At 67.5% G+C, this 23386-nt stretch carries 23 protein-coding genes and 1 tRNA gene; 12 read left to right on the plus strand and 12 right to left on the minus strand.

The genetic code is table 11. The annotated features are described in order from the left end of the window. The first annotated feature begins 45 nt into the window (after positions 1 to 45). Positions 46 to 957 carry an SGNH/GDSL hydrolase family protein gene (locus NUV38_RS06260; protein ID WP_257728293.1) on the plus strand — a complete coding sequence of 304 codons (912 nt, stop codon included), beginning with the start codon at positions 46 to 48 and terminating at the stop codon, positions 955 to 957. A 190-nt stretch (positions 958 to 1147) separates the two neighbouring features. On the opposite strand, the gene NUV38_RS06265 is transcribed toward NUV38_RS06260, so the two are convergent. Then, positions 1148 to 2002 carry a Bax inhibitor-1/YccA family protein gene (locus NUV38_RS06265; protein WP_257728294.1) on the minus strand — a complete coding sequence of 285 codons (855 nt, stop codon included), beginning with the start codon at positions 2000 to 2002 and terminating at the stop codon, positions 1148 to 1150. 236 nt (positions 2003 to 2238) lie between these two features. Beyond that, complete coding sequence (locus tag NUV38_RS06270) at positions 2239 to 2778, minus strand: DinB family protein (protein WP_257728295.1); 540 nt, start codon at positions 2776 to 2778, stop codon at positions 2239 to 2241. Positions 2779 to 2814: 36 nt separating this feature from the next. On the opposite strand from NUV38_RS06270, the gene trmB reads away from it, so the two are divergent. After that, positions 2815 to 3564: a tRNA (guanosine(46)-N7)-methyltransferase TrmB gene (gene trmB / locus NUV38_RS06275; RefSeq protein WP_257728296.1), complete on the plus strand. Its 750-nt coding sequence runs from the start codon at positions 2815 to 2817 to the stop codon at positions 3562 to 3564. Positions 3565 to 3581: 17 nt separating this feature from the next. Further along, positions 3582 to 3947 (plus strand): hypothetical protein, encoded by a 366-nt coding sequence (locus NUV38_RS06280; RefSeq protein ID WP_257728297.1) that lies wholly within the window; start codon positions 3582 to 3584, stop codon positions 3945 to 3947. A 19-nt stretch (positions 3948 to 3966) separates the two neighbouring features. On the opposite strand, the gene NUV38_RS06285 is transcribed toward NUV38_RS06280, so the two are convergent. Next, positions 3967 to 4443 carry a DUF6194 family protein gene (locus NUV38_RS06285; protein WP_257728298.1) on the minus strand — a complete coding sequence of 159 codons (477 nt, stop codon included), beginning with the start codon at positions 4441 to 4443 and terminating at the stop codon, positions 3967 to 3969. Positions 4444 to 4563: 120 nt separating this feature from the next. Here NUV38_RS06285 and NUV38_RS06290 point away from each other — a divergent pair, with 120 nt between their 5' ends. Then, complete coding sequence (locus NUV38_RS06290) at positions 4564 to 4779, plus strand: hypothetical protein (protein WP_257728299.1); 216 nt, start codon at positions 4564 to 4566, stop codon at positions 4777 to 4779. A 108-nt stretch (positions 4780 to 4887) separates the two neighbouring features. Here NUV38_RS06290 and NUV38_RS06295 read toward each other — a convergent pair whose 3' ends face one another. The 4 genes from NUV38_RS06295 to NUV38_RS06310 form a co-directional block, all read right to left on the minus strand. After that, entirely contained in the window at positions 4888 to 5271 is a 384-nt protein-coding gene (locus NUV38_RS06295) for a hypothetical protein (protein WP_257728300.1), read from the minus strand. Further along, complete coding sequence (locus NUV38_RS06300) at positions 5268 to 6668, minus strand: GH1 family beta-glucosidase (protein ID WP_257728301.1); 1401 nt, start codon at positions 6666 to 6668, stop codon at positions 5268 to 5270. Before NUV38_RS06300 ends, NUV38_RS06295 begins: the two co-directional genes overlap by 4 nt. Positions 6669 to 6806: 138 nt before the next feature. After that, positions 6807 to 6989, minus strand: coding sequence for a hypothetical protein (locus NUV38_RS06305; RefSeq protein ID WP_257728302.1), 183 nt, complete (start codon positions 6987 to 6989; stop codon positions 6807 to 6809). Positions 6990 to 7065: 76 nt separating this feature from the next. After that, positions 7066 to 8328 carry a uracil-xanthine permease family protein gene (locus NUV38_RS06310; RefSeq protein WP_257728303.1) on the minus strand — a complete coding sequence of 421 codons (1263 nt, stop codon included), beginning with the start codon at positions 8326 to 8328 and terminating at the stop codon, positions 7066 to 7068. A 118-nt stretch (positions 8329 to 8446) separates the two neighbouring features. On the opposite strand from NUV38_RS06310, the gene NUV38_RS06315 reads away from it, so the two are divergent. Together NUV38_RS06315 and hrpB are read left to right on the plus strand one after the other, a co-directional pair. Further along, positions 8447 to 10462 carry a hypothetical protein gene (locus NUV38_RS06315; protein ID WP_257728304.1) on the plus strand — a complete coding sequence of 672 codons (2016 nt, stop codon included), beginning with the start codon at positions 8447 to 8449 and terminating at the stop codon, positions 10460 to 10462. A gap of 144 nt (positions 10463 to 10606) precedes the next feature. Then, positions 10607 to 13135 carry an ATP-dependent helicase HrpB gene (hrpB, locus tag NUV38_RS06320; protein WP_257728305.1) on the plus strand — a complete coding sequence of 843 codons (2529 nt, stop codon included), beginning with the start codon at positions 10607 to 10609 and terminating at the stop codon, positions 13133 to 13135. Between the two features lie 27 nt (positions 13136 to 13162). On the opposite strand, the gene NUV38_RS06325 is transcribed toward hrpB, so the two are convergent. Continuing rightward, positions 13163 to 13555 (minus strand): HIRAN domain-containing protein, encoded by a 393-nt coding sequence (locus NUV38_RS06325; protein ID WP_257728306.1) that lies wholly within the window; start codon positions 13553 to 13555, stop codon positions 13163 to 13165. Between the two features lie 163 nt (positions 13556 to 13718). Here NUV38_RS06325 and NUV38_RS06330 point away from each other — a divergent pair, with 163 nt between their 5' ends. Beyond that, positions 13719 to 13934: a toxin HicA gene (locus NUV38_RS06330; RefSeq protein WP_374626308.1), complete on the plus strand. Its 216-nt coding sequence runs from the start codon at positions 13719 to 13721 to the stop codon at positions 13932 to 13934. Continuing rightward, entirely contained in the window at positions 13934 to 14284 is a 351-nt protein-coding gene (locus NUV38_RS06335; RefSeq protein WP_257728307.1) for a type II toxin-antitoxin system HicB family antitoxin, read from the plus strand. Before NUV38_RS06330 ends, NUV38_RS06335 begins: the two co-directional genes overlap by 1 nt. 37 nt (positions 14285 to 14321) lie before the next feature. Here NUV38_RS06335 and NUV38_RS06340 read toward each other — a convergent pair whose 3' ends face one another. Beyond that, positions 14322 to 15305 (minus strand): YihY/virulence factor BrkB family protein, encoded by a 984-nt coding sequence (locus NUV38_RS06340; RefSeq protein ID WP_257728308.1) that lies wholly within the window; start codon positions 15303 to 15305, stop codon positions 14322 to 14324. Between the two features lie 21 nt (positions 15306 to 15326). Beyond that, positions 15327 to 15824, minus strand: coding sequence for an O-acetyl-ADP-ribose deacetylase (locus tag NUV38_RS06345; protein ID WP_257728309.1), 498 nt, complete (start codon positions 15822 to 15824; stop codon positions 15327 to 15329). A 192-nt stretch (positions 15825 to 16016) separates the two neighbouring features. On the opposite strand from NUV38_RS06345, the gene NUV38_RS06350 reads away from it, so the two are divergent. The 4 genes from NUV38_RS06350 to NUV38_RS06365 all read left to right on the plus strand — a co-directional run bounded on the left by NUV38_RS06350 (position 16017) and on the right by NUV38_RS06365 (position 22541). Then, a complete protein-coding gene (locus NUV38_RS06350; protein ID WP_257728310.1) occupies positions 16017 to 16637 on the plus strand; it encodes a TetR/AcrR family transcriptional regulator in 621 nt (206 codons plus the stop codon). Continuing rightward, entirely contained in the window at positions 16634 to 18268 is a 1635-nt protein-coding gene (locus NUV38_RS06355) for an MFS transporter (RefSeq protein ID WP_257728311.1), read from the plus strand. Before NUV38_RS06350 ends, NUV38_RS06355 begins: the two co-directional genes overlap by 4 nt. Positions 18269 to 18913: 645 nt before the next feature. Then, positions 18914 to 20443 (plus strand): hypothetical protein, encoded by a 1530-nt coding sequence (locus tag NUV38_RS06360; RefSeq protein WP_257728312.1) that lies wholly within the window; start codon positions 18914 to 18916, stop codon positions 20441 to 20443. 385 nt (positions 20444 to 20828) lie between these two features. Then, on the plus strand, positions 20829 to 22541 hold the full coding sequence (locus NUV38_RS06365) for an ATP-dependent endonuclease (RefSeq protein WP_257728313.1): 1713 nt from the start codon (positions 20829 to 20831) through the stop codon (positions 22539 to 22541). Positions 22542 to 22677: 136 nt separating this feature from the next. Here NUV38_RS06365 and NUV38_RS06370 read toward each other — a convergent pair whose 3' ends face one another. Continuing rightward, complete coding sequence (locus NUV38_RS06370; protein ID WP_257728314.1) at positions 22678 to 23217, minus strand: hypothetical protein; 540 nt, start codon at positions 23215 to 23217, stop codon at positions 22678 to 22680. A 72-nt stretch (positions 23218 to 23289) separates the two neighbouring features. Next, positions 23290 to 23362 (minus strand) — tRNA-Leu (locus tag NUV38_RS06375). Positions 23363 to 23386: the final 24 nt, after the last annotated feature.

The following is a 23386-nucleotide window of genomic DNA, read 5'->3' on the forward strand; positions in this document are numbered from 1 at the left end:
GGTTCTGGGGCGGCCCTCTCAGGCGGGTGGATCTAGCATGGCTCCGTGAGAAACCCCCGCAAGATCGCGTCCCAGGCCGCGATCGGAGGGGCAGCCGCCGTCACCGGCTACTACGGCGTCATCTTCAGCGAGCTCATGGTCGCGAAGCGGACGATCGGCATCACCGATGCGCGTCCACCGCGCGCCGACGGCCTGTACGGCGAAGAGCTGCCCCGTGAACCCGTGCGCTGCCTGGTGCTCGGCGACTCCGCAGCCGTCGGCTACGGCATGGACCGTGCCGACGCCACTCCTCCTGCCATGCTCGGCATCGGCCTGGCGCACGTGCTCGACGCCCAGGTCGAGATCCGTTCCGAGGCCGTCGTGGGGGCGCAGACCCACGACCTGCGCGAGCAGATCGAGGCGGCCGGCGACTTCGACCCCGACCTCGTGGTCATCGTCATCGGCACCAACGACGTGACGCACCGCGTGCCCGCCTACCAGTCCACCCGGCTGCTCGGCTCGGCCGTGAAGAAGCTCGTCGACGGCGGCGCGCAGGTGGTGGTGGGCACGTGCCCCGACCTCGGCACCGTCCGCCCCCTCCCCCAGCCGCTGCGCTGGATCGCTCGGCGCAAGAGCCGCTCGCTCGCCCGCAAGCAGACCGTGGCCACGGTCCGCGCCGGCGGCCGCGCCGTCTCGCTGGGCAGCCTGCTCGGCGTGCTGTTCACCGAGAAGTACGACGTGATGTTCGGCGAGGACCGCTTCCACCCGTCCGAGACCGGCTACGCCAACATGGTGTCGGTGCTCGTCCCGTCGCTGGCGGCCGCGTGGCGCGAGCGCGACCGCGACTTCGCCGTGGCCCACTTCGGCGGGTCCCCGGGCACGATGTCCCTCACCGACGCCGCCGAGAAGGCCGCGCTGCGCGAGGGCACCGAGGTCACCCGCGACGGTCGCTGGGCGCGCATCCTGCGCCGCCGCTGACCCACGCCCGACGCAGGATTCTGCCTTTCAGAGCGCGACGCCGAAGGATGCTGCGTACGTGTCGGGATCCCGTCGCAGACGCAGCATCGTTCGTCCTCCCGCGCGCGAAGGCAGGATCCTGCGTCCCTCGCACGAACGACGACGGCCGGCCACCCCGTGAGGGGTGACCGGCCGTCGTGCGGTGCTGGTGTCAGTCCGAGCCGCGCAGGATCGCGAGGATGCGCAGGATCTCGATGTAGAGCCAGATCAGCGTGACCGTGAGGCCGAAGGCGGCGCGCCAGGACTCACGCTCGGGCAGGCCGGCCTCGACGCCGCGCTCGACGAAGTCGAAGTCCATGATCAGCATGAACACGGCGAGCACCACGGCGATCGCGGAGACCACGAGGCCGAGGGTGTTGAAGCCGCGCAGTCCGCCGGACTCGAGCACGCCGGTGAGGCTGAGCACGAAGTTGACCAGCATGACGCCGACGAAGGCGAACATCGAGATCGTGACGACCTTGCGGAACTTGTCGGTGACCTGGATGTTGAAGAACTTGTACGCCGCCAGCGTGGCGCCGAACGCGACCATGGTGGCCAGCACGGCCTGGAACACGATCGTCGGGTCGCCGACGTAGCCCGCCACGACCTTCGAGAAGGCGCCGACGAAGACACCCTCGGCGACGGCGTAGGCGAGGACCAGCGCGGGGCTGATGACCTTCTTGAACGAGTTGACCAGCGAGAGGCCGAAGCCGACGATCGCACCCGCGAACGCGAAGCCGAACGCCTTCTGGACGGCCGCCTGGTCGGTGGCGATGTCGCCGATGAGGAACCATGCCGCCGCGGCGGTCGCGATGACGACGCCCAAGGTGAGGGCGGTCTTCTCGACCGTGGACTCGATGGTCATGAGGCCCGTGCCGCGCCCGGTGGACGTGTGCGTGGGGCCAGGCTGCGAGGTCGAGCCGTCGAGGTCGAGCTTCCACTGCGACGGATCGGTGGCGCGGGCCGTGCTGGTGCCACGGCCGTTGAACCCCTCGGATCGGTTGAAGACGGGGTTGTTGCTCTGCATGGTTCCCTCCGGGAATCAGTACTCAGCACTTCTGAGGAAGTCGATGTGACCTCACCCTACATAACGTCCGAGACACGCGATTGTTTCCCGATCCCGACTGGTTTCCCAGAGAAACCAGTCGGGTGCCGGGGCCTCAGTCGGTGGCGTCGGACGGGGCGGTCGACGGCGCCTCGGAGGGGCTCGCCGATGCCTCGGGAGCGGGGGCCAGCGACACCGCGCCGCGTGTCGCGCGTCGGCTACCCGTCGACGTCGACGAGGTGGTGCGCCACGTCGTGCCAGAAGTACTGGGCGAAGGTCTCGACGGTGAACCGCGACCCGTCGCTGCGCAGGCCGACGCAGCCCCACGCGTCTGGCGGGACGGCGTCGAAGGCGTCGGCCAGCCGCTCCCCCGCCGCGGTCAGCTCCCGGGCGACGACGGCCGGGTCCTGCTCGGCGTAGCGCTGCTCCACGGCGGTCGCGTCCTGGTCCCAGTTGGCGAAGCGGGCCTCTCCCTCGGCGGCGGTGAGCATGAGCCGGAGCCGCTCGGCGAAGAGCACGAGGACGTCGCGCACGTGGCACGCGTACTCGAGGTCGGACCAGACGTCGGGGCGGTGGCGGACCGCCGCGTCGGGACGGGCGAGCACGTGCTGCCAGCGGGGCAGACCGGCACGCACCAGGTCGGCCACCCCGCGCGGATCGACGTCGTCGGCGCGGAACCCGCACGCGGCGCACGGCTCCTGCAGGACCCACGTCCAGTCCTTGTCGTCAGGGACGATGCTCTCGTCGACGGTGCTCATGCAGACGATCGTGGCCGACGATCTAGGGTTCGAGCCATGCCCGACGCTGCCGACCAGCCGCGAGATCCCGCCACCGCCGAGGACCCGCCCCGCTTCCGCCGCGAGCCGGTCTCGTTCACCCGTCGCGGAGGACGCCTGACCGAGAAGCAGCAGGACGCGTGGGACGCGATGGCCGAGACGTACGTGCTCGACGTCCCGCGAGCGGGGACCGACACGTCGGTGACGCCCGACTGGCGGGTGGAGCCGGATCGCGTGTTCGGGCGGACGGCGCCGCTGGTGGTGGAGATCGGCAGCGGACGCGGCGAGAACGTGGTGGCCGCGGCCCAGCAGCACCCGGAGTTGGACTTCCTGGCGATCGAGGTGTGGGTTCCGGGCGTGGCGACGACGCTGCTGCAGGCGCGCGCAGCAGGCGTCACGAACATCCGGCTCGCGGTGGCCAACGCCACCGAGATGCTCGGCACGGCGCTCGAGCCGACGTCGGTGCACGAGCTGTGGACGTGGTTCCCCGACCCGTGGCACAAGAAGCGTCACACCAAGCGACGTCTGGTGACGGTGCCGTTCACCGAGCTGGTCGCGCGGGTGCTCGAGCCCGGCGGCACGTGGCGCCTGGCCACCGACTGGGCCGACTACGGCGAGCAGATGGCCGAGGTCATCGAGGCCAGCCCCCACGTGAGTGGCGGTCCGGTCGACCGGTTCGAGGGTCGCGTGCTCACCAAGTTCGAGCGCAAGGGCCTGGACAAGGGGCGCGTGATCCACGACTTCGCCGCGCACGTCCCGCCGCGGTGACCTCCTACACTGACCGGATGGACGGCACCGCCACCGCAGACCTGCTCGGCATCACGGACGGCTTCCGCGTGTGGGTCGTCGGCGAGACCGTGGAGGAGCGCTCGTTGCTCGACCCGCTGCCCGAGGGCGTGGAGACGTTCGACGAGTACGTGCACTCCCTCGACGCCACCGTGGTGATCACCGACGACGTGACCACGTTCGCCGAGCAGGTCGACGAGATCTTCCCGCAGCTCGGCTCCGTGCCGCTCGTGTGGGTGTGCTTCCCGCCGCACGACCTGTCGGCCGACGAGGTCGCCGAGGTGGTCCACGAGTTCGGCTGGGGCGCCACGCCGCCGGTGCTGCTCGACGACGCATGGATGGCCATGCGCCTCGCGCAGGACTAGCACCTCGGACTGCTCGACCTCAGGCCGAACCCGCGGCCTCGCGCCGCTCGAGGCGACGACGATCGGCGTCGTGGGCCTCCTGCGCCAGCTCGATCGCTCGGTCGAAGGTCTTCTCCCCCGGGTTCACGACGGACACCCAGCCGTAGGCACCGTAGATCGGGTGCGGGACGAACGTGTCCGCGGCGGCGTGGTCCACGTCGGCGACGCTGAACTGGCCGGGCGGGTGGCCGAAGAGGTCGGCGTAGGCGTCGGCACCCACGTTGAGGTTCAGGCGCCAGCGGCCGGGCTCGTCGAGGTTCGAGACGGTGTCGTCGGGGTAGTTCTTCGTGACGATCGTCGTGTGCGGCTGCCGGTTGGTCGGCACCTCGCCGTCGGGTGCGTAGTAGAAGAAGTGGTCGCCCCACGAGATCTCGGGGTGGTTGCTGCCCTCCTCGGGCGCGAGCTCGAGCGCGCCGGGCAGGCTCCGCAGCGCGGTCAGGACGTCGTCGATGGCCATGCGGCCAGTCTCGCCCTGCAGCTTGCGTCTGGCCAGGGACGCTGAGCAGGTCGGGACTGATGTGAGGCAGACGTACAGCTCGAGCGGCACGCTCCGAACTCTGCCGCTAGCGTCTGAGCCATGTTCAAGGACGGGCCGAAGCACTACCGAGCCTTTTACCTGTCAGGCGTGTGGGCACTCACGATGGTCCTGGTGGTGATGGTGCTGCAGCTCACGGGTCAGACGATGGCCGCGAACATCGCGTTCTCCATCGGAGCCGCTGGCTCCATCCTGGGCCTGGTGGTCACCGCGATGTACTACCGACGCTCCAAGGGCGAGCGCCGCCGCCCCGAGTAAGACGGGTTGTTCCGGACGCCGGAGCAAAGAGTGAGCGTGAGTGTCGATGGACCACAACACTCTTCGTGCGGCCATGTGCAGCATTGATGGAGTGCAGACGGGCGGTCGCTACTCGCGGTCGGGCGGGAAGGCGAACCACTCCCCGTCTTCGTCCAGATCGTCCGCCACGACGGCGCCTGACCTCGGCAGGAGGCCGATCTCCGGCTCGTATCGGTAGGGACTTCCCCCGACCCCGTAGTAAGCCGTCGTCTCCATCCCGTCGATGTGGACGTCGCTCCAGTGCTCTCGCCACGCCCTGGTCCCAGGTACGAGTCGGTGTCTCTCGAGCCACTCGACGAGCGCCGAAGAGTCGAGCTCGAAGACCCAGTCGCCTTCGTCGTCGGTATATGCGACCGCCTCCGTGTCGCCACGACTGACGAGAGAACCGCCGAGGGCGTCACAGAGCGCCTTCCGCGCCGCCTCCGCAAGATCGCCCGACTCCTCGGTCGTCATGTTCGTTGCGACGCGATGACGTCCCGGTACGCCTCGAAGGAGTCCTTCGGTGTGCGCACGAGGGTGTCGTAGTCGACGTGCACGAGGCCGAACCGCTGGGAGTAGCCGGCGGCCCACTCGAAGTTGTCGAGCAGCGACCAGTGGAAGTAGCCGCGCACGTCGACCCCGGCGTCGCGGGCGTCGAGCACGGCGGCCAGGTGCTCGAACAGGTAGCGGGTGCGGCGCTCGTCGCGCACGTGGCCGTCGCTGCCGGGTGCGTCGGCGTAGGAGGCGCCGTTCTCGGTGACGTGCACCGGCGGGAGGGCGTCGCCGTAGCGCTCCTTCAGTCCGACGAGCAGCTCGGTGAGGCCCTCGGGCACCACGGGCCAGCCGAAGTCGGTGCGCTCGCGCCCCTCGATCTCGTGCAGCGAGAACGGCAGGTCGGCCGGCAGCGGGAGGGCGTCGCTGGCCGCCTCGCTGCTGGCGCCGGGCGGTCCGACGAGCTGCGGGTTGTAGTAGTTGACGCCGTAGAAGTCGAGCGGGGTGGAGATGACGGCGAGGTCGTCGTCGCGGTAGCCGGCGAACCCGGCCTCCATGCCCTCCCAGGGCCAGCGGCCGAGGAGCACGGGGTCGGCGAAGAGCCGGTTGTAGAGGTCGTCGAAGAAGGTGGCGGCCTGCTCGGTCTCGTCGGTGTCGTCGAGGCGCCACACGGGCACGTGGTTGTTGACGATGCCGACCGGTCCGGTGCCGGCGGCGCGGAGGGCCTGCACGGCGCGGCCGTGGGCGAGCAGCTGGTGGTAGGCCACGGGGAGGGCGTCGAAGCCGAGGGTCTTGCCGGGGGCGTGCACGCCGGCGCCGTGCCCGAGCAGGGTGACCACCACGGGCTCGTTGATCGTCATCCAGCGGGTCACGCGGTCACCGAGGCGGGCCGCGACCACCGAGGCGTAGTCGGCGAAGCGCTCGGCGACGTCGCGGTCCTCCCAGCCGCCGATGTCCTCGAGCCACTGTGGCGTGTCCCAGTGGAAGAGGGTGGCCGACGGCTCGACGCCCGCGGTGAGCAGCGCGTCGACGAGCCGGTCGTAGAAGTCGAGGCCCTCGGGGTTCACGGCGCCGCTGGGGTCGGGCTGGATGCGCGACCAGGAGAGCGAGAAGCGGTAGGCGTCGACGCCGAGGGAGCGCAGGAGGCCGACGTCCTCGAGGTAGCGGTGGTAGTGGTCGCAGGCCACCTCGCCGGTGTCGCCGTTCTCGACGTGGCCGGGCTGCGCGACGAACGTGTCCCACGTCGAGGGGGTGCGTCCGCCGACGTCGACAGCACCCTCCACCTGGTACGACGCGGTGGCGGTGCCCCACGTGAAGTCGGGGCCGAAGGCGCCGGCCAGCCGGCCGAGGGACAGGGCGCTGGGGTCGGTGTCGCTCACCCCTCCAGTCTGCCCCCGTCCCGGGTCGATGGGCGGTAGGTGAGGCACCGAACGCGGCCGTCAGAGGTAGGTGACGCACCGAACCGGCCGGTCGGAGGTAGGTGACGCACCGAATCCAGCGTCGATGAGGTGCGTCACCTACCGCCGGTCCCGGCCGCGGAACAGCGCCTCGGCGAGGTCGATCGCGCCGACGATGGCCAGCACCACGCCGAGCGGTCGGCCCTGGAACCAGAAGAGCTCGGTGTCGGGGAAGGCCAGCGCCAGCACCGCGCCGGCGATGAAGAGCACGACGCCGAGGGCCAGCTGGAAGGTCGGATTCATGCCCTCACGCTAGGCAGGCCCGCTCCCCCGCGACATCGGCCGAAGGGATGGGCTGCGACGTGCTTTCGTCGCCGGGTCAGGCCTTCTGGCGCTGCTTCTCGATGAACGTCATGCCGTGGAACACCACGAGCGCGGCGATGGTGCCGAGCGCGATGCCGTTGAACACCATGTCGCCGACCTTCAGCTCGGGGTTGCCGATGCCGATCACGAGCGCGACGCCGGCGGTGAGCTGGTTGACGGGCAGCGCGAAGTCGACGTTGTTGTCGATCCAGATCTTGATGCCGACGATGCCGATGAGGCCGTAGAGGGCGATGGTGACGCCGCCCAGCACGCCGGTGGGGATGGTGTTGATGAGGGCACCGATCTTCGGCGAGAACGACAGCAGGATCGCGATGGCGCCGGCCACCCAGTAGGCGGCGGTCGAGTAGACGCGGGTGGCGGCCATGACGCCGATGTTCTCGCCGTAGGTGGTGGTGCCGGACCCTCCCCCGGCGCCCGCGATCGTCGTGGCGATGCCGTCGGCGAACAGCGCCCGGCCGGTGCGCTCGTTGATGGAGTCGTCGCCGGTCAGCTGCGCGACGCTGCGCACGTGGCCCACGTTCTCGGCGATGAGCACGAGCACGACGGGCAGGAAGGCGGGGATGAACACCCAGCTGATCTCGGGGGTGCTGAACTCCGGCAGGCCGAACAGGTTCGCGTCGCCAACGGGCTTGAAGTCCAGAGCGCCGGTGACGGCAGCGTAGACGTAGCCGGCGAGCACGCCGACGATGATCGACAGCCGCCCGATGAGGCCCTTGAACACGACCACGGTGAGCACGAGCACGACGAGCGTGATGACCGCCATCCACGGCCCGGCCTTCGCGTTGTTGACCGCCGTGGGCGCGAGGTTGAAGCCGATGAGCGCGACGATGGAGCCGGCCACCACCGGGGGCATGAGCGCGTTGATCCACCCGATGCCCGTCTTCATGACGATCGCGCCGACCGCCGCGAGGATTACGCCCGTGACGACGATGCCGAACATCGCCACCTCGATCGACGCCCCCGACGCCGCCACCGCGCCGATGGGCGCGAGGAACGCGAACGACGACCCGAGGTAGCTGGGCAGCCGGTTCTGGGTGAGGACGAGGAACAGGATCGTGCCGACGCCGGAGAAGAACAGCGTGGCCGTGACCGGGAACCCGGTGATCGTCGGCACCAGGAACGTCGCCCCGAACATCGCCACCACGTGCTGCGCGCCGAACCCGATGGTCCGCGGCCACGTCAGCCGCTCCCCCGGTCGGACGATCTCGCCGTCCCGGATCGTCTTGCCGTCGTGGTGCAGGTTCCAGTTCAGGGGCATGGGGGGATTGTGGCGGATCCCGTGTTCGACTTTGTCGGGCACCTCGTTCCTTGACCTGCAGATCCGTCCACCCAATGCATTCGCACCCGGTGTCTGTGCTGATCTCTAAGGTCAACGCATGTCAAGCAAGAAGCTCGATCCCACCACTGCCGAACGGCGTCGTGAGCGTTGGGCGCGGAATGACCGCTACCGCTTCGAACTGACCTTCGCAGCAGTCGATTGCGCGTGCGGTGGCATCCGACCGCGCACGTCTAGCTGCCCGGACTGTGGCGCAAGACCCAGACGCCACGACGTAGATGTGTCCCTCCAGCGTCGCCAACGGCTTTCGCAGCGAGCCATCGACGCGCTGGACACGACCGGCCAGGACACGACTAATTCCATCGCGATAGCTGTCCCCGAGTCCTTCAGGAAGCTTGGCGAGGTTTTAAGCCCGTGCCTCCGCGCTCTCCAGCAGTTCACTTCCAGCGATACTGATTCCGGAGAAGAAGTAGTCGCGGCGTACCGCGAAGTCGCCGATCTCCGAGACCAACTCATTCAGGCACCGCCCCTGCGGCCCTGGTTGTTTGCACGGAATGAGGCAGCTCAGGTAGCCACTGGCCTAGCCGGAACCCTGACCACGTTCGCTATGGCCACGGCCGCCGGTACCCCCGGGGAGGCTGAGGCCCTGAACGCTCAGGCGCAGCACCAACTCGATCAACTAGGTGACGTTGGCGTTCGCGTCGGCGAGCTGTTCGATCGATGGTCGACGGTCAGCAACGGTGGCAGCGTGGGCGACCTCCTCGTGGCGACAGCTTCTGATCTATACGGAGTCTTGGGCGCAGGCAGCTTGGAAGACATCGATGCCGCCGCTTCGTTGGCCCTTTCAAACGTCATCCACCGAAGGCCAGCCACCGGTCAAGGCCTCGCGTTCATGCATCACGACTTGTGGGTCACCGTGCTTGGCGACCGGGAGAAGTTCCACGAAGCGATCGCGAACTTGGACCGCCTAGTCGAGCAGCACGCGAGGCAGTTCAACGATCTTCTGTCCCGGCCGGCGGTCGTCTCAGAACTTAAAGAAGGGATTCTGCAGCTGGCAGATCAGGTCCAGCAAACGATGCTGACCATTGAGGCTGGCACTTCCGACCGCCAGCAGGTGCGAGCCATCGTCCAGTTGATGCATGCGATGTTCGAAGGTCCCGGGCGGCGGTTCGCTGGCGCCACCCTCGAACTAGTCGGGAAGGGCACGTTCGAAGAAAGGCTCCTTGATGACGGCGCACGTGTCATCGAGCTCAGCCAACAGGATCGCCAGGCGCGCGAATCCTTCTACGGCTTCGAGAAGTCCTTCCGTGTGGCTTACGCACACCAAAACTACAGCCGCACCAGCAATGGCATAACGGTCAAACGACGAGGGAAGCCAGATGATGTGTGGACCGACGATGAAGTGCTCGACAGCCTCATCGCCGCCATCGAAACCACCGTCGCACTCGCACTCGTCTTCAGCATGCGCGCCCAAGACTGCGGAGTCGACATCGAACCGCCGGCGGCGCTCGAGGCACTCGACCTTGACAAAACCAACCTGCTGGCGGTGGGGCTCTCGTGGGCTGGGTGCACCGAGATTGCGATAGAGGTCACCAAAAACCCGACCATCCGGTTCACTACCCACCAGTTGACGACCGTGATGCGAGTGTTGATCTCGAACGCGTTCCCTGACGCTTCGAGCGCCCACGTGGAGGTGACCAGTCACTCCGGAGATCTTGACCTTTGGAACCTCGACCTCGCAGGGTTCCGAGAAGGAGCTGCCGCTACGGATGAAGTCAGCAATCAGGCTGGTCTCCTGCTGGCGCTCTGGCGATCCACGAAGAACGGACTGCCGGTCTGCTCAAAGAAGGTCCTGTGCCACTGGGCAGCTGCACGCACCACCGCCCTGATCCAATCGGCAGAACCCGATGCCACGAGCTCGCTTCGCGAGCTCGTGCAAATCGCGAGCTTCGCACGCGCGATCGAAGAACCTGGCCTTGAGAGGGCCGTCCGCAACGTCAAAGCGTTCTTTCGCCTAGCTTTGACGAACAGCGTTGACGAGGCCGCGAGAGACGGTGTTCAAGAGATCAACCGGTTCCTTCTCGATACCCCGCCGGATCTTGGACACCTGTCGTAGCCAAATTCTGCGGGCATCAAGAACCACTAGTCCCCGCCTGTTGCCATGGTCGATGCGGCCGTCGACGGAACACGGCACTTTTGAATCTGCAGGGTCTGACGCCGCCCGATCTCTCGGTCATTCGGTCTCGGGCACACTGCAGACGTGCCCGACCCGCTGCGCAGGCTGCTCGCCTCCCCGCCCGACCTCCCGGTCGTCGCGGGGCTGGGGGCGCTCGGCGAGGCCGTGCGCAGCCGTGGGGTCGCGGTGGTCCAGGCACCGCCGGGGACGGGCAAGACGACGTTGGTCCCGCCCGCGGTCGCGACCGCCGTCGAGGGGCGGGTGGTGGTCACGCAGCCCAGCCGCATCGCCGCGCGCGCCGCCGCCCGACGGCTCGCGCACCTGCTGGGTGAGCCGGTCGGCGAGACCGTCGGGTACTCCGTGCGCGGGGACCGGAAGACCAGCCGACGGACGCGCGTCGAGGTCGTCACCACCGGCCTGCTGCTGCGCCGCATCCAGCACGACCCCGAGCTGGCCGGCGTCGGCGCCATCGTGCTCGACGAGGTGCACGAGCGTCACCTCGACGCCGACCTGACCCTGGCGCTGCTCATCGACATCCGCGCCAACCTGCGCGACGACCTGACCCTCGTCGCGATGTCGGCGACCATCGAGGCCGAGCGGACCGCTGCACTCCTTGGTCGCGAAGACGCAGCAGCGCCGGTGATCGACGTCCCGGGCGCCCTGCACCCCGTCGAGTCGGTCTGGTGCCCGCTGCCGCCGGGCGCGCGCCGCACCGACGACCGCGGCATCACCCCGGCCTTCCACGACCACGTCGCCGCGACCGTCCGACGTGCGCTCGCCGAGCACGAGGGCGACGTGCTGGTCTTCGTGCCGGGCGTCGGCGAGGTCGACGCGACCATTCGACGGCTCCGCGATGTGCCCGCCGACGTGCACCCGCTCCACGGACGTCTCTCCGGTGCCGAGCAGGACCGCGCGCTCAGCGAAGGACCGCGCCGACGCGTGATCGTCTCGACCGCGGTCGCCGAGTCGTCGCTGACCGTGCCGGGGGTGCGCGTGGTGGTGGACGCCGGGTTCTCGCGCGAGCCGCGCACCGACCACCGCCGCGGGCTGTCGTCGCTGGTCACCGTCTCGGTGAGCAAGGCAGCGGCCGAGCAGCGAGCGGGACGCGCCGGTCGTCTGGGGCCCGGCGCCGTGCTGCGCTGCTGGTCGAAGGAGGAGCACGCTCACCTGGCCGACCACCCCGAGCCCGAGATCGCCACCGCCGACCTGACGGCCTTCACCCTCGAGCTGGCGTGCTGGGGCAGCGACGACGTGCGCGACCTGGCCCTGCTCGACCAGCCACCGGCCCACGCGCTGGCCACGGCCCGGCAGGTGCTGGTGGAGCTCGGAGCGATCGGCGAGGACACACGCGCCACCCCACGCGGACGGGTGATGGCCGGCGTGCCGGTGGACCCCCGACTGGCGCGAGCCCTCATCGACGGGGCCGGACTCGTCGGCGCGAGGCGCGCGGCCGAGGTGGTCGCGATGCTCAGCGAGGACGTCCGCGCTCCCGGCGGCGACCTCGTCGCGGCGCTCCGCTCGCTGCGCAACGGAGACCGCTCCGGCTCGTGGCGCACCCAGGTGAAGCGCCTCGAGGCCATCGCGAAGGAGCACGGCGAGCACGAGCGCAGTCCGGACAGCGCCCGGTCACTGACCGACGACGTCGCGGTGGGCCTGGTGGTGGCCCTAGCCCACCCCGACCGGATCGCGCGCAAGCGCTCCGGCGGCTCGAGCTACCTGATGACGGGCGGCACGGGTGCCGCCTTCGACCGTCGCGACCCCAGCCCTCTCGCCGGCCTCGAGTGGCTCGCCGTCGGCGACGCGGACCGACGGCCCGGCGAGCGCGAGGCACGGATCCGGGCCGCGGCTCCGCTCAGCGAGGACCTGGCGCTCGAGGCGGCCGGCCCGCTGTGGACCGAGGTGGACGACGTCACCTGGTCCGACGGGCGCGTGCTGGCCCGACGTCGCACGATGCTGGGCGCGATCGAGCTCGCGTCCGTCCCGATCAAGAACCCGCCGACCGAAGCGGTGACCGCGGCCATCGGCGAAGCACTGGAGAGCGAGGGGATCGACCTCCTCACCTGGTCGGAGGCGGCCACGGCCCTGCGCGCCCGCCTCGACTTCCTGCACCGTGCTCTCGGCGCCCCCTGGCCCGACGTGAGCGACGAGGCCCTGACTCGGAACCTCGACGCGTGGCTGGGCCCGCAGCTGGCGCGGGTCCGCTCGGCGCAGGATCTCCGTCGGATCGACGTCACCGCCGCCCTGCGCGCCCTGCTGCCGTGGCCCCAGGCCGGCCGGCTCGACGAGCTGGCCCCCGAGCGCGTGGAAGTTCCCAGCGGGTCGAGCGTGCGGATCGACTACGCCCAGGAGCAGCCCGTGCTCGCGGTCAGGCTGCAGGAGGTCTTCGGCTGGACCGCGGCGCCGGCCCTCGCGGACGGCAGGGTCCCGCTCCTGCTGCACCTGCTCTCCCCCGCCCGTCGACCGGCCGCCGTCACGGCCGACCTCGACTCCTTCTGGGACAACGGCTACCCGGGAGTCAGGGCCGACCTGCGCGGTCGCTACCCGAAACACTCGTGGCCCGACGATCCACGAAGCGCTCCGGCGACGCGGCGGACGAAGAGGCCGCGCGATTAACGGTGAGTCAGCGCAAAGAGGGACCGCTCACTCTTGCGGCCACACCGAGACGATCCCCTTGCCACGAGGCTTGACCCAGAGAGATACGGCAACCTGGCCCTCTCGTGTTCCAAACGACTTCCGGTACTCTTTCGCGTTCGCTCTCGAAAGATAAGCGACCGTGTGGTTCTCTACGACGACGGCGACGGCGTTTGCGTCGTGCGGGTTGCGTGGCTCAGGAACGAGCCGGGCGGTGAACGGCTCGTTGATGGGTACTCGGCATTCGGCCATCGACTTCGAGACGTGACCTCGCGACTTCAAGAGTTCAACCAGCTCCGATTGGTAGTGCGACTCGCCGACGAACATCTGTTCGCCATGCACCGGAGCGAACGAGGCCTCCTTTGGCGGAGCCTGCTTGAACAACCCACCGAAGAAACCCATCCGAGGAATGTACGCGCGCCATCTCCCCCTCTGGTGCCGTTCCGCGCACTTTCCGGACTTCTCGCGCGTCACTGATCGGCCATGAGGCCCACTCGTCCTTGTGGGACGGTACTACCCGCAGTACCATGGTGAAGTGGCTTCGGTGGAGAAGATCATCGCGTCAATGAGAGCGAATCCCCGCAACGTCGCCTTCAACGACCTGCTCAAGGCGTGCGAGCACCACTTCGGCCCACCGCGACAGAGCGGAACGTCCCATGCAGTCTTCAAGACGCCCTGGCCGGGGGATCCGCGCGTGAACATCCAAAAGAACGGCAGCAAGGCGAAGGCCTACCAAGTGCGACAGGTTCTTGCCGCGATCGACAAGAAGGAGGCACGGTGATGGACACCCAGAACCAGATTCCGGTCGACGCCGGTCACTACACCTATCGCGTCACCTGGTCCGCAGAGGACGGTGAGTACGTGGCCAGCTGCCTCGAGTTCCCTTCCCTGTCCTGGCTGGCTCCCTCCCGCGCCGATGCCATCGACGGGTTGGAACGACTCGTCGCCGAGGTCGTGACCGACATGCGCGCCAACGGCGAGCGCGTACCCCCTCCGCTCGCGGAGCGGTCGTTCTCCGGGACCTTCAACGTCCGCATCGGCGAGCATCTGCATCGCGATCTCGTCATGCGCGCGGCCGAGGAGAAGATGAGTCTGAACCAGTACGTGACGCGCAAGCTAGCCGCTGGCTGATTCCTTCGCCGCCTTCGCCGCCTGTGCCGACGGACGTCTACCGGTCGGCCGTGGGCCACTTCCGCTCGATCTCGGCGTTGAGCTCGGCGCCGACGAGCACGGCGACCGAGGAGACGTAGAGCCAGAGGACGACGGCGATGGGGACCCCGAGCTGGCTGTAGACCGCGTCGCCACCGATGGTCACGGCCAGGTACGCCCGCAGCCCGGCGGCCGCCAGCAGCCACAAGACCATCGCGAACAGCGCGCCCGGCACGTCGCGTCGCCACGGCGTCCGCCACGGGACGCCGACGTGGTAGAGCGTCGCGAGGGCGGCGACGGCGACTGCGCCCAGCACGGGCCAGTACAGGACGCCCAGCAGATCCAGCGTCACCGAGGCGACTGCGGCCGGCGCCACCCACTCCACGACCCGTGGGCCGAGGACCAGGAGCGGGAGGACGGCGATCGCTCCCAGCAGGCCACCCACGGTCAGAGCGACGGCGAGGAGGCGGCGCTTCCACCCTGGCCGGGGCTGTTCGACGTCGTAGGCGATGGAGATGGTCTCCAGCGCACGCGCCGTGGCCCGCGACCCCGTCCACAGGCTCAGCAGGGCGCCGAGCGAGATCACGTCGGCCCGGCCTCCCGCGAGCACCGTGGAGGCCAGGCCTTCGTAGGACTCGTAGGTCCGGTCGGCGAGGAAGCCACGCGGCAGGTCGAAGACGATTCGGTTCAGCTCTTCCGCCCCCGCCGGGCCCAGCGTGTTCGCGACGAAGCCGAGCGAACCCAGCACGACGAGCATCAGCGACGGCAAGGAGATCAGCGTGAACAGGGCGATCTCGGCCGCCAGCCCGCCCACCCGGTCCTCGAGCGAGCCCTGCCACGTCCGCCGCGTCAGGTCCCACACGTGCTTCAGCGGCCGGGGAAGGCTCCCCCGGATGGCTCGGGCCTTGTCGCTCGCCCAGCGGCGGGAGCGTGCAGCGCGCGTGCTGACCCACTCGCGCGCTCCGGCTGGTGAGTCGGTCGACTCCTCCGCGCTGCCTGGCATCGCCCCCACCCTAGGTGCTGGTCAGGTCGACACCCGGCGCTCGATCGCTTCGTAGGCGCTCGCGTCGAAAGCGACGAGTCGGGCCGTGCCCACGTTCGTCGTCGTGGATCTGAGGGTGTCGACCGCTGCGTCGACGGCGTCGTCGAACGGCCAGCCGTAGATGCCCGCGCTGATCAGCGGGAAGGCGATCGACGTCGCGCCGAGCTCGTCGGCCACCGCCAAGGCGTTGGCGTAGCAAGACGTGAGCAGTGAGCGGTCGCGCTCACCGCCGCGGTAGTTCGGGCCGACCACGTGGATGACCCAGTGGGCCGACATCTGCCCCGCCGTCGTCCACCCGGCCTCGCCCGTGGCCAGGCCGTGAGGAAACCGACGCCGGCAGTCCTCGAGCACCTCCGGCCCCCCAGCACGGTGGATGGCGCCGTCGACCCCACCTCCGCCACGCATCGCGCGGTTGGCCGCGTTGACCACGGCGTCCACGTCCTGGGTCGTGATGTCGCCCTGCACCACCTCGAGGTCCATGGATCGAGTCTGCCGCCTCGACGTCGAGGCCGCCTGCGCTCAGTTGCGCGCGACGACATCGCCCGCCAAGGCTGGCTGCAGTCACGCACCCCATCGGCTCGAGGACTTGCGCTGCGATGAAACATGTCCGTACCATCGAATAGAACGGTACCGTTTCGTTTCATCTATGTTTCGCCTTGCATCAGGAGCACCATGACCCCGGCCGAAGCCGCAGCCCGTCCTCGCGTGGAGGGCGAGCGTGAGCGCGAGATCCTCGAGGCCGCGCTCGACGTGCTGGCCGACGTCGGCTACGACCGGCTGACGATGGACGCCGTGGCTTCGGCCGCTCGGGCATCCAAGGCCACGCTCTACCGCCGGTGGGACACCAAGGCGAGCCTCGTGCTCGAGGCCGTCCTCGCCCAGAAGGGCCCGCTCGCGGCCCTGCCCGACACCGGCTCTCTGCGTGGTGACCTGATCGCCTCGCACTGCGGCCGCGGAGGCTTGACCGACGAACGTCAGCTCTCCATCTTCAGCAGCGTGCTCACAGCCCTCGGTCGCGACACCGAGTTCGCCGAGGGCTTCCGCGCCCGGTTCCTCGGTCCCAAGGTCGAGATGGCCCAGCAGCTGTTCGCCCGGGCCCGCGAGCGCGGCGAGCTCCGCGACGACGTCGATCTCGACATCGTCGGGTCGGCCCTGGCCGGCATCGTGCTGCACCGCGAGTTCGTCATGGGCGAAGTGCCCACCCCTGAGCGGATCACCGCCGTCATCGACCAGGTGATCCTGCCCGCCGTCCTGCGCCACTCCCCCGACACGACCCCCAAGGACCCCTCATGACCGACACCACCTCCGACGCCGGGAACCAGCCGGTCCGGCCCGAGGACCTCCCGCCCGAGACCAACCGCAAGCTGGGCTGGGCGCTGGTCATCATCTGCATCGCGCAGCTGATGGTCGTGCTCGACGCGACGATCGCCAACATCGCCCTGCCCTACATCGCGACCGACCTGCGGATCGGCGAGGCCAACCTGCAGTGGATCGTGACGGGCTACGCCCTCGCGTTCGGCGGCCTGCTGCTCCTCGGCGGTCGCCTGGCCGACCTGTACGGCCGGCGCCGGATCTTCATCACCGGCCTCATCGTCTTCGCCGTCGCCTCGGCGCTCGGCGGCCTGGCCCAGAACGAGCCGATGCTGCTCGCGTCGCGTGGGCTGCAGGGCATCGGTGCGGCCATGGCCGCGCCTGCTGCCCTCGCGCTGATCACCACCACCTTCCCCGCCGGACCGCTGCGCAACCGCGCCTTCAGCGTCTACGCCGCCCTGTCGGGTGTGGGCGCGGCGATCGGCCTGATCCTCGGCGGCTGGCTGACCGGGCTGGAGCTGGGCAACCTCGAGGGCTGGCGACTGACGTTCCTCATCAACGTGCCGATCGGCCTCGTGGCCGCGTTCCTCGCGCCGCGGTTCCTGCCCGAGAGCAAGCCGCAGCGCCTCGCCCTCGACATCCCCGGCGCCCTCAGCGGCACCCTCGGTCTGGCCGCGCTGGTCTTCGGCCTCTCCCGGGCCGGCGACGAGCGCTACGGCTGGGGCGACACCTCGACCATCGTGGCGCTGGTCGTCGCCGTGGTGCTGCTCGTGAGCTTCATCGTGATCGAGCGCTCGGTCAAGAGCCCGCTGCTGCCGCTCAGCATCTTCGCCAGCCGCGCCCGCTCGGTGGCGTTCGCCTCCATGATGATCACCCCGGCAGCCATGTTCGCGATGTTCTTCTTCCTGTCGCTGTTCGTGCAGAACGTGCTCGGCTACAGCCCGCTGCACACCGGCTTCGCGTTCCTGCCGTTCACGGTCGGCATCGTCCTGGGCGCCACCCTGTCGTCGAAGCTGATCGCCCGCATGGACCCCCGGTTCATCGCGGGGACCGGCACGATCCTGGCCGGCATCGCCCTGTTCGGGTTCTCGCGGATCAACGTCGACGACAGCCCCGCCAACCTGCTGCGCATCGCCGGCGGCAGCGGCTCGCTGAGCGACAGCGTCAACTACTGGACCGCCATCGCGCCGTTCATCGTCCTGATGGCGTTCGGCATGGGCCTGGTCTTCGTGACCATGACCCTGGTGGCGGTGCACGGCATCCCTTCGGAGGAGTCCGGCATCGGCTCGGGCGTGCTCAACACCATGCAGCAGGTCGGCGGCGCCATCGGCCTGGCCGCCTTGTCGACCGTGGCCCTGCATTTCTCCACCAACCGCGGCGAGGAGATCGGGAGCGCCATCCAGGCGGCGTCCGGGTCGGGCGGCGCCCCCGCGCCTGACGTCGCGGAGCGCCTCAACCAGCTCATCGGCCAGGCCGCCTTCACTGAGGGCGCGACGAACGCGTTCCTCGTCGGCGCCTTCATGATCTGGACCGCCTCGGCCATCATCTGGCTCCTGCTCAACGTCAAGCACGACGAGCTCGCCACCGACGGGCCGGAAGGTGTCGCGGTCTGATCCCTGGACGCAGGGTGACCTTTGAAGAAATGACCCTGCGCGGTACCGGCAAGTCCATCGATCAGAAGGAAATGAGATTGAACAGAGTCGCCACGTCTGAGACGTCGATTGGCACCGTCACATAGCCGATCTTGGTCAGCTCGCCGTAGCGATCATTTCAAGCGGTCTGCTTCCCGGCGGGGTGCGGTTGGTGCCGAGGTTGGCCACGTCCGTGAACAGCGGCGCCTCGGCCAAACTGATCCATCCCGAGGATCAAGAGCGGCCCCTGGGCCTTCTCGAAAACAGACACAGTGCTGGTGACGAAGGTGTGGTCGTTCGCGAGCGACCCGTCCACCAGCTCATCAATCTAGGTCGTAGTCAGACTCGAGAGTTTCGGACATCCATCGGCCCAGATCGCCGCCGGCCGCGACAGCCGTCTCTAGCGCGAGGCAGGATGGGGGCGTGCCCGACGATGAAGAGAACGCACATCCACGAGTCACGCTCGCCACGATCCGCGAGTTGTACGGCCACGCCTTTACTTGTGCGTTTGATGGATGCCACGAGTGGCTTCATACACCGGTCGCGGGGTCTCCCCGGCCGAGGCTAAACAGCCGTGTCTGCCACATCCATGCCCGCAGCCCCAACGGTCCGCGGTGGTTGCCCGGCATGTCAGCCGACGACAACCGGGCGCCCGAGAATCTGTTGTTGATGTGCCTTCCACACTCTTCGGAGATCGACGACTTCGAGGACCGTTACTCTCCCGAATTGCTCCAGCAGTGGCGGCTGGCGCAGCGCGAAGAGTACGAGAACATTCGCCAGTCCTGGACCATCGACGACGACCAGGCGGCCGAAATTGCCGAGTTGTCATTCGGGTCCCCGTCGATTGCCGCACCGGTCATAACCGGTGTTGTCGAAACTGCTGAGCGTGCGATTCTGCGTGCCCTCTCAACTCGCAGCGGACCGGCCGGGACTGCTGCGGCCTGGCGTGCTTACAGGAACCGCATTCGCGGCTCGGGCGCCGGCCGCGATCATGTGACCGGCGAGATCTTGTACGCCGAACCCGGGGCCGCAGATAGGCAGCGCCACGCCGACATCCTGCGTGCCGAGCTAACCGCAGTTCGGGCAGAGCTCGAACCGCTCACCGACGATGTCCAGGCAAAGACCGCGATCGCCCGCCATCTCAACCCCTCAACCGCATCATGGTGCGACTGGGTCACTAGGTCGGCGGGAGAACTTCTCGCCGCAGCATCCAACTGGCCGTGGGTACCGCCGTACGAAGACAACGAACGTCTCACCGAGGCGGTCGCCGCACTCCGGGAGGCCGCCAGCGCGCTCGCAGCAGCTCTTCGAGGCGAGGACCCTGCACCCGCACCCGCACCACCCACAGCACCCGAACCGGACCCCGCCGTCGTCGCGTTCGAGGAAGCAAAGGCACAACATCTTGAAGCCCTCGAACGAGGCCGCGCTTACGCCTCCGTCGAAGCAAATCCGTACAACCCGGCTCTCAGGACCGAAATTGCAGACGCCGCCGGGAACGTCGTTTCGATCTGGCCGGTTTGGCACGTGAACGCGTACCGCCTCGACACCGCCGGCCGAGTTGCAGCCACCCTCATCAGAAACGCAACCGATGACGAAGTCGTCGCGGTCATCTCTGAAGACAAGGCACGTCGTCCACTCGCACTAGTCACCGCGCTGCTCACCGAACTTTGGCACGTGCTCAGGGACGCCGAGCGCCACCACCTCGCCGATCAAACCCGCGACGCATTGCTTACCGAACTACGCTCCCATGACTGGACCACCGAGGACGGCTGGATCGACAACACCATCAACGGCGCACCCATGTTCACCTACTGGGCACACTGGACCACCCCCGAAGAACCCCAATCGGTCCTCGCCGACGTCCTCCGTGCCGCCCCCGACCGACTCGAGGACATAGTCCGTGTTGGCGGAGAGTGGATTCAGCGCCATCAACAGGCGTTCGACGCACCCGGACTCATTTCCGCCGTCCTGGAGTATCGCGACAACCTCCCAACCTGGTTCCCCACCGAAGCCGTCGTGACCGTCGCCGGGAACCGTTACCCACATGTCAAACCAGCAACCTCGAAGTTCGACCGCGGCACCGAATCCGAAATCCCTTCAATCGAAGGCCTCATCGCCCAAGTCCTCCGCCTCGCCAACGAAGCCGAAGCCTCGTGACCAAACTCGCGGACTCCCCCACTCAAGCCACCGAGCGCTGCGACCGTGCTCGCGGGAATCCAGACCACCACGACCTTATGTTTCTTCGCCGTCTACATGGCTGGCGTCTCGTCTCACCCCTGGGAATCACCCACCTCAGTTCGATCCACTGTCGTACGAGCGCAGCCAAGCTGCGCGGGCCAGGCGCGCTGCGGACTCGCGGAGGCCAGTTAACACCACCGTCCCGCAGCGCAGCACGCCTTCGCTTGCGACGCGACTCAGCTCAATTGCGCTCAGTACGCCTCACCGAAGCAGGTTTCGCGAAGGCCCAACGGCGCCGGCACGATAGCCTTCCGCAACGTACGCGTCTAGGAACGATCGAACATCTAATGAGCAGGCGATTTGCGTGAAGATTACTTCGGTCGAAATCTCAAACTTCAAGGCCATCAAGATGGCGAACCTGGATCTCCATCCAACCTTCAATGTGCTCGTTGGCGCCAATGGGTCGGGCAAGAGCTCAGTTCTTCAAGCTCTCCACTGGATGTTCCAGTCGGGGCGGAATCTTCGGGTGGAACCCAGAAAGGGGGGTCTAGCCTCGACTCTTTCTGAAAAGGATGCAATCTACATGCCGTCGCCGGACTATCGGAGCGCGGGGCATGACAGTGAGTACGGAAACACACAAGGAAAACCACAACTGGGGCTCACGGTCCGAGGGCTTACCGAGTCGGGCGAATCTGTCGTTGCGGATATGTGGCTAAAGTCAGCCCGCAACGAGGGCATTTCAGTTCACATACCGAGCGGCAACCCTCTAGTTGCGGCCCTACGGGATCGAAGCCGCGAGTTCAGCGCGTACATCCCGGGGGTGGCCGGGATTCCACTCGTCGAGGAGAAGCGTTCCAAACTCGTGGTGCACAGGTCGGCCGCGGCCGGCGATGCGAACACTGTGCTGCGGAACATGCTGCTCCTGCTGAAGCAGAGGGACGTCGATGGCATGAACGGCCTCGAAGTTGTCGAAAATTTGGTGTCGGAAGTCATGGGGCCCTTTTCCGTCAGAGTGGAATTCGATGAGGACTCCCATACTCGCCTTCTCGTTACCTTCAAGACGGGGGAGATGGGTGGAGATCGTTCCTACAAGCCACTGGAGTTGGCCGGTATCGGCTACCTGCAGGTTCTCCAGATCTTCTCGTACCTGGTTTACTTTCGACCGCTAATTCTCCTTGTTGACGAACCCGACGCCCACCTTTACCCGATCGCGCAGGAGCGGCTTGTTGAAGCCCTCAGTCGCGCGGCGACTAGGTATCACTCTCAGGTTCTTCTTACTACCCATAGTCCCTCGATTGTTCGGGCGCTGCCAGATGCCTCGAAGGTCATCTGGATGAAGGGCGGGGTCGTGGAGGCTGACGGCGATACGAAGGCGCGTCAACTCATGGGGTGGGGGCTACTGGATCGCAGAACCGTGCTTGTGACTGAAGACTCGAAGATTGAGATGCTGCGCGCGATCATCGCGCAGTGGCCTGATTTGGAAAGATCCGTTGCAATCTGGCCCATCTCGGGCTCAGGGAACCTCCTCTCGCCCGATGCAGTCAACGGGCTGCAAGCGATTCTCGGGGACAGAGTCTCGATCGCGCTTCACCGAGACCGCGACTTCATGATGCCGCTTGAAGTAGACAAGATCTCTGCTCCATACCAAACCAGGGGCTATAGCTTCTGGGTCACGAAGTACTCAGACGTCGAGGCGTATTGGATTACTCCTGCCGTGGTCGGCAAACACTTCAACATGACCGAGGATGAGGCCGAAGACCTAATCGAACACGCCCGATTGGCTTGCAATGTCGACGATGCGGCGATCAGAAAGGTGCGCCAGAAGCGGCAAGATGCTCTGCAAAAGCTGAACAGGGATGCTGGACTCCCGCACTATGGAGACTCCGACGTACTACAGGAGGCCACTATCGACGGGCCTCAGTACGGAGTCATGGGGAAAAGCATGCTGTCATCGATCCGCAGCCTGGCAAAAGATCGAAACTACGAGGGGGCGAGCTCGTTTGGCAAGAGGGTCCCCCCGGGTCTATCAACCGCCATGGCAGAGGATCTCAAGCTCGTCTTGACTCGGGGCCGGTAGGCACCACTGCGCCCGCTTGACGCTGAGCAAATTCGTGATCGCACCACACGGAAAGCGATTGACGACATGATGGCTTCTGGTCGAGAAGATCAGGCGCATGGCTGTGTTGGGCGCCTCCGCAGTTACTTGTCGGCAATCAGAGGTCCCTGGCGTTCTGAACCGCCTCCGACAGCTGCTCGATGCCAGCTTCTACGATCGCGATTTCAACCAGGTCAGCGCAGGCTCGGAGCGAGGTTCGGACGTCCAGTTCGAAGGAGGTCTGAGTCGCTTCAGTACCGGTCCTCGTAACGACCACAACGGAGTAGTCAGAGCCGCCGGGCAGGAATGACTCGCTTCCCGTCGCAGTGAGCATCCAGGGCGCGCGGACGCCTCCTGGCGTCGGCTTCGACTGAAGCCGGCCCTCTCCGGTCAGGTAGTTGTCGAAGTGCTCCAGCATGTCGCGAATGTGCTGAACATCGGGAACTGCGGAGACGAAGGACGCGACTTGGGGGTGGTCCTTTCCGAGTACGGCCTTTGCACCACGCATGGCGTTGTTGAGCGCCGTGGAGAACAGCATGAACTCCACGTTCTGACCATCATCGAGAGTGCCTTTCAAGACCCTCCGCGCTTGTCGCACTGCTGCCTCCAACCACGCATTCGCAGCTCCGACAACGATGCGCTTGTGTCCGTCCTCCATCCAACCTCTCCTCATTTTTCCGCGGACTACTGCTTCAGGATCGACTTGCCTCAAGCGCCGCGTGAGACGCTGTGCTCCCGGTGGGGGTCGAACCCACACTGGGGCGGGTTTAAGCCGCCTGCCTCTGCCATTGGGCTACGGGAGCGCGGGGCCAGCCTAGGCCGACGTC

The organism is Aeromicrobium sp. 50.2.37, assembly GCF_024655735.1.
GTDB lineage: Bacteria > Actinomycetota > Actinomycetes > Propionibacteriales > Nocardioidaceae > Aeromicrobium.

Coding starts and splice junctions, on each gene's coding strand:
- NUV38_RS06265 (WP_257728294.1), bottom strand. CDS start 2,002: ATGCAGAGCAACAACCCCGTCTTCAACCGATCCGAGGGGTTCAACGGC.
- NUV38_RS06270 (WP_257728295.1), bottom strand. CDS start 2,778: ATGAGCACCGTCGACGAGAGCATCGTCCCTGACGACAAGGACTGGACG.
- trmB (WP_257728296.1), top strand. CDS start 2,815: ATGCCCGACGCTGCCGACCAGCCGCGAGATCCCGCCACCGCCGAGGAC.
- NUV38_RS06280 (WP_257728297.1), top strand. CDS start 3,582: ATGGACGGCACCGCCACCGCAGACCTGCTCGGCATCACGGACGGCTTC.
- NUV38_RS06285 (WP_257728298.1), bottom strand. CDS start 4,443: ATGGCCATCGACGACGTCCTGACCGCGCTGCGGAGCCTGCCCGGCGCG.
- NUV38_RS06290 (WP_257728299.1), top strand. CDS start 4,564: ATGTTCAAGGACGGGCCGAAGCACTACCGAGCCTTTTACCTGTCAGGC.
- NUV38_RS06295 (WP_257728300.1), bottom strand. CDS start 5,271: ATGACGACCGAGGAGTCGGGCGATCTTGCGGAGGCGGCGCGGAAGGCG.
- NUV38_RS06305 (WP_257728302.1), bottom strand. CDS start 6,989: ATGAATCCGACCTTCCAGCTGGCCCTCGGCGTCGTGCTCTTCATCGCC.
- NUV38_RS06310 (WP_257728303.1), bottom strand. CDS start 8,328: ATGCCCCTGAACTGGAACCTGCACCACGACGGCAAGACGATCCGGGAC.
- NUV38_RS06315 (WP_257728304.1), top strand. CDS start 8,447: ATGTCAAGCAAGAAGCTCGATCCCACCACTGCCGAACGGCGTCGTGAG.
- NUV38_RS06325 (WP_257728306.1), bottom strand. CDS start 13,555: ATGGGTTTCTTCGGTGGGTTGTTCAAGCAGGCTCCGCCAAAGGAGGCC.
- NUV38_RS06330 (WP_374626308.1), top strand. CDS start 13,719: ATGAGAGCGAATCCCCGCAACGTCGCCTTCAACGACCTGCTCAAGGCG.
- NUV38_RS06335 (WP_257728307.1), top strand. CDS start 13,934: ATGGACACCCAGAACCAGATTCCGGTCGACGCCGGTCACTACACCTAT.
- NUV38_RS06340 (WP_257728308.1), bottom strand. CDS start 15,305: ATGCCAGGCAGCGCGGAGGAGTCGACCGACTCACCAGCCGGAGCGCGC.
- NUV38_RS06345 (WP_257728309.1), bottom strand. CDS start 15,824: ATGGACCTCGAGGTGGTGCAGGGCGACATCACGACCCAGGACGTGGAC.
- NUV38_RS06350 (WP_257728310.1), top strand. CDS start 16,017: ATGACCCCGGCCGAAGCCGCAGCCCGTCCTCGCGTGGAGGGCGAGCGT.
- NUV38_RS06355 (WP_257728311.1), top strand. CDS start 16,634: ATGACCGACACCACCTCCGACGCCGGGAACCAGCCGGTCCGGCCCGAG.
- NUV38_RS06360 (WP_257728312.1), top strand. CDS start 18,914: ATGTCAGCCGACGACAACCGGGCGCCCGAGAATCTGTTGTTGATGTGC.
- NUV38_RS06370 (WP_257728314.1), bottom strand. CDS start 23,217: ATGGAGGACGGACACAAGCGCATCGTTGTCGGAGCTGCGAATGCGTGG.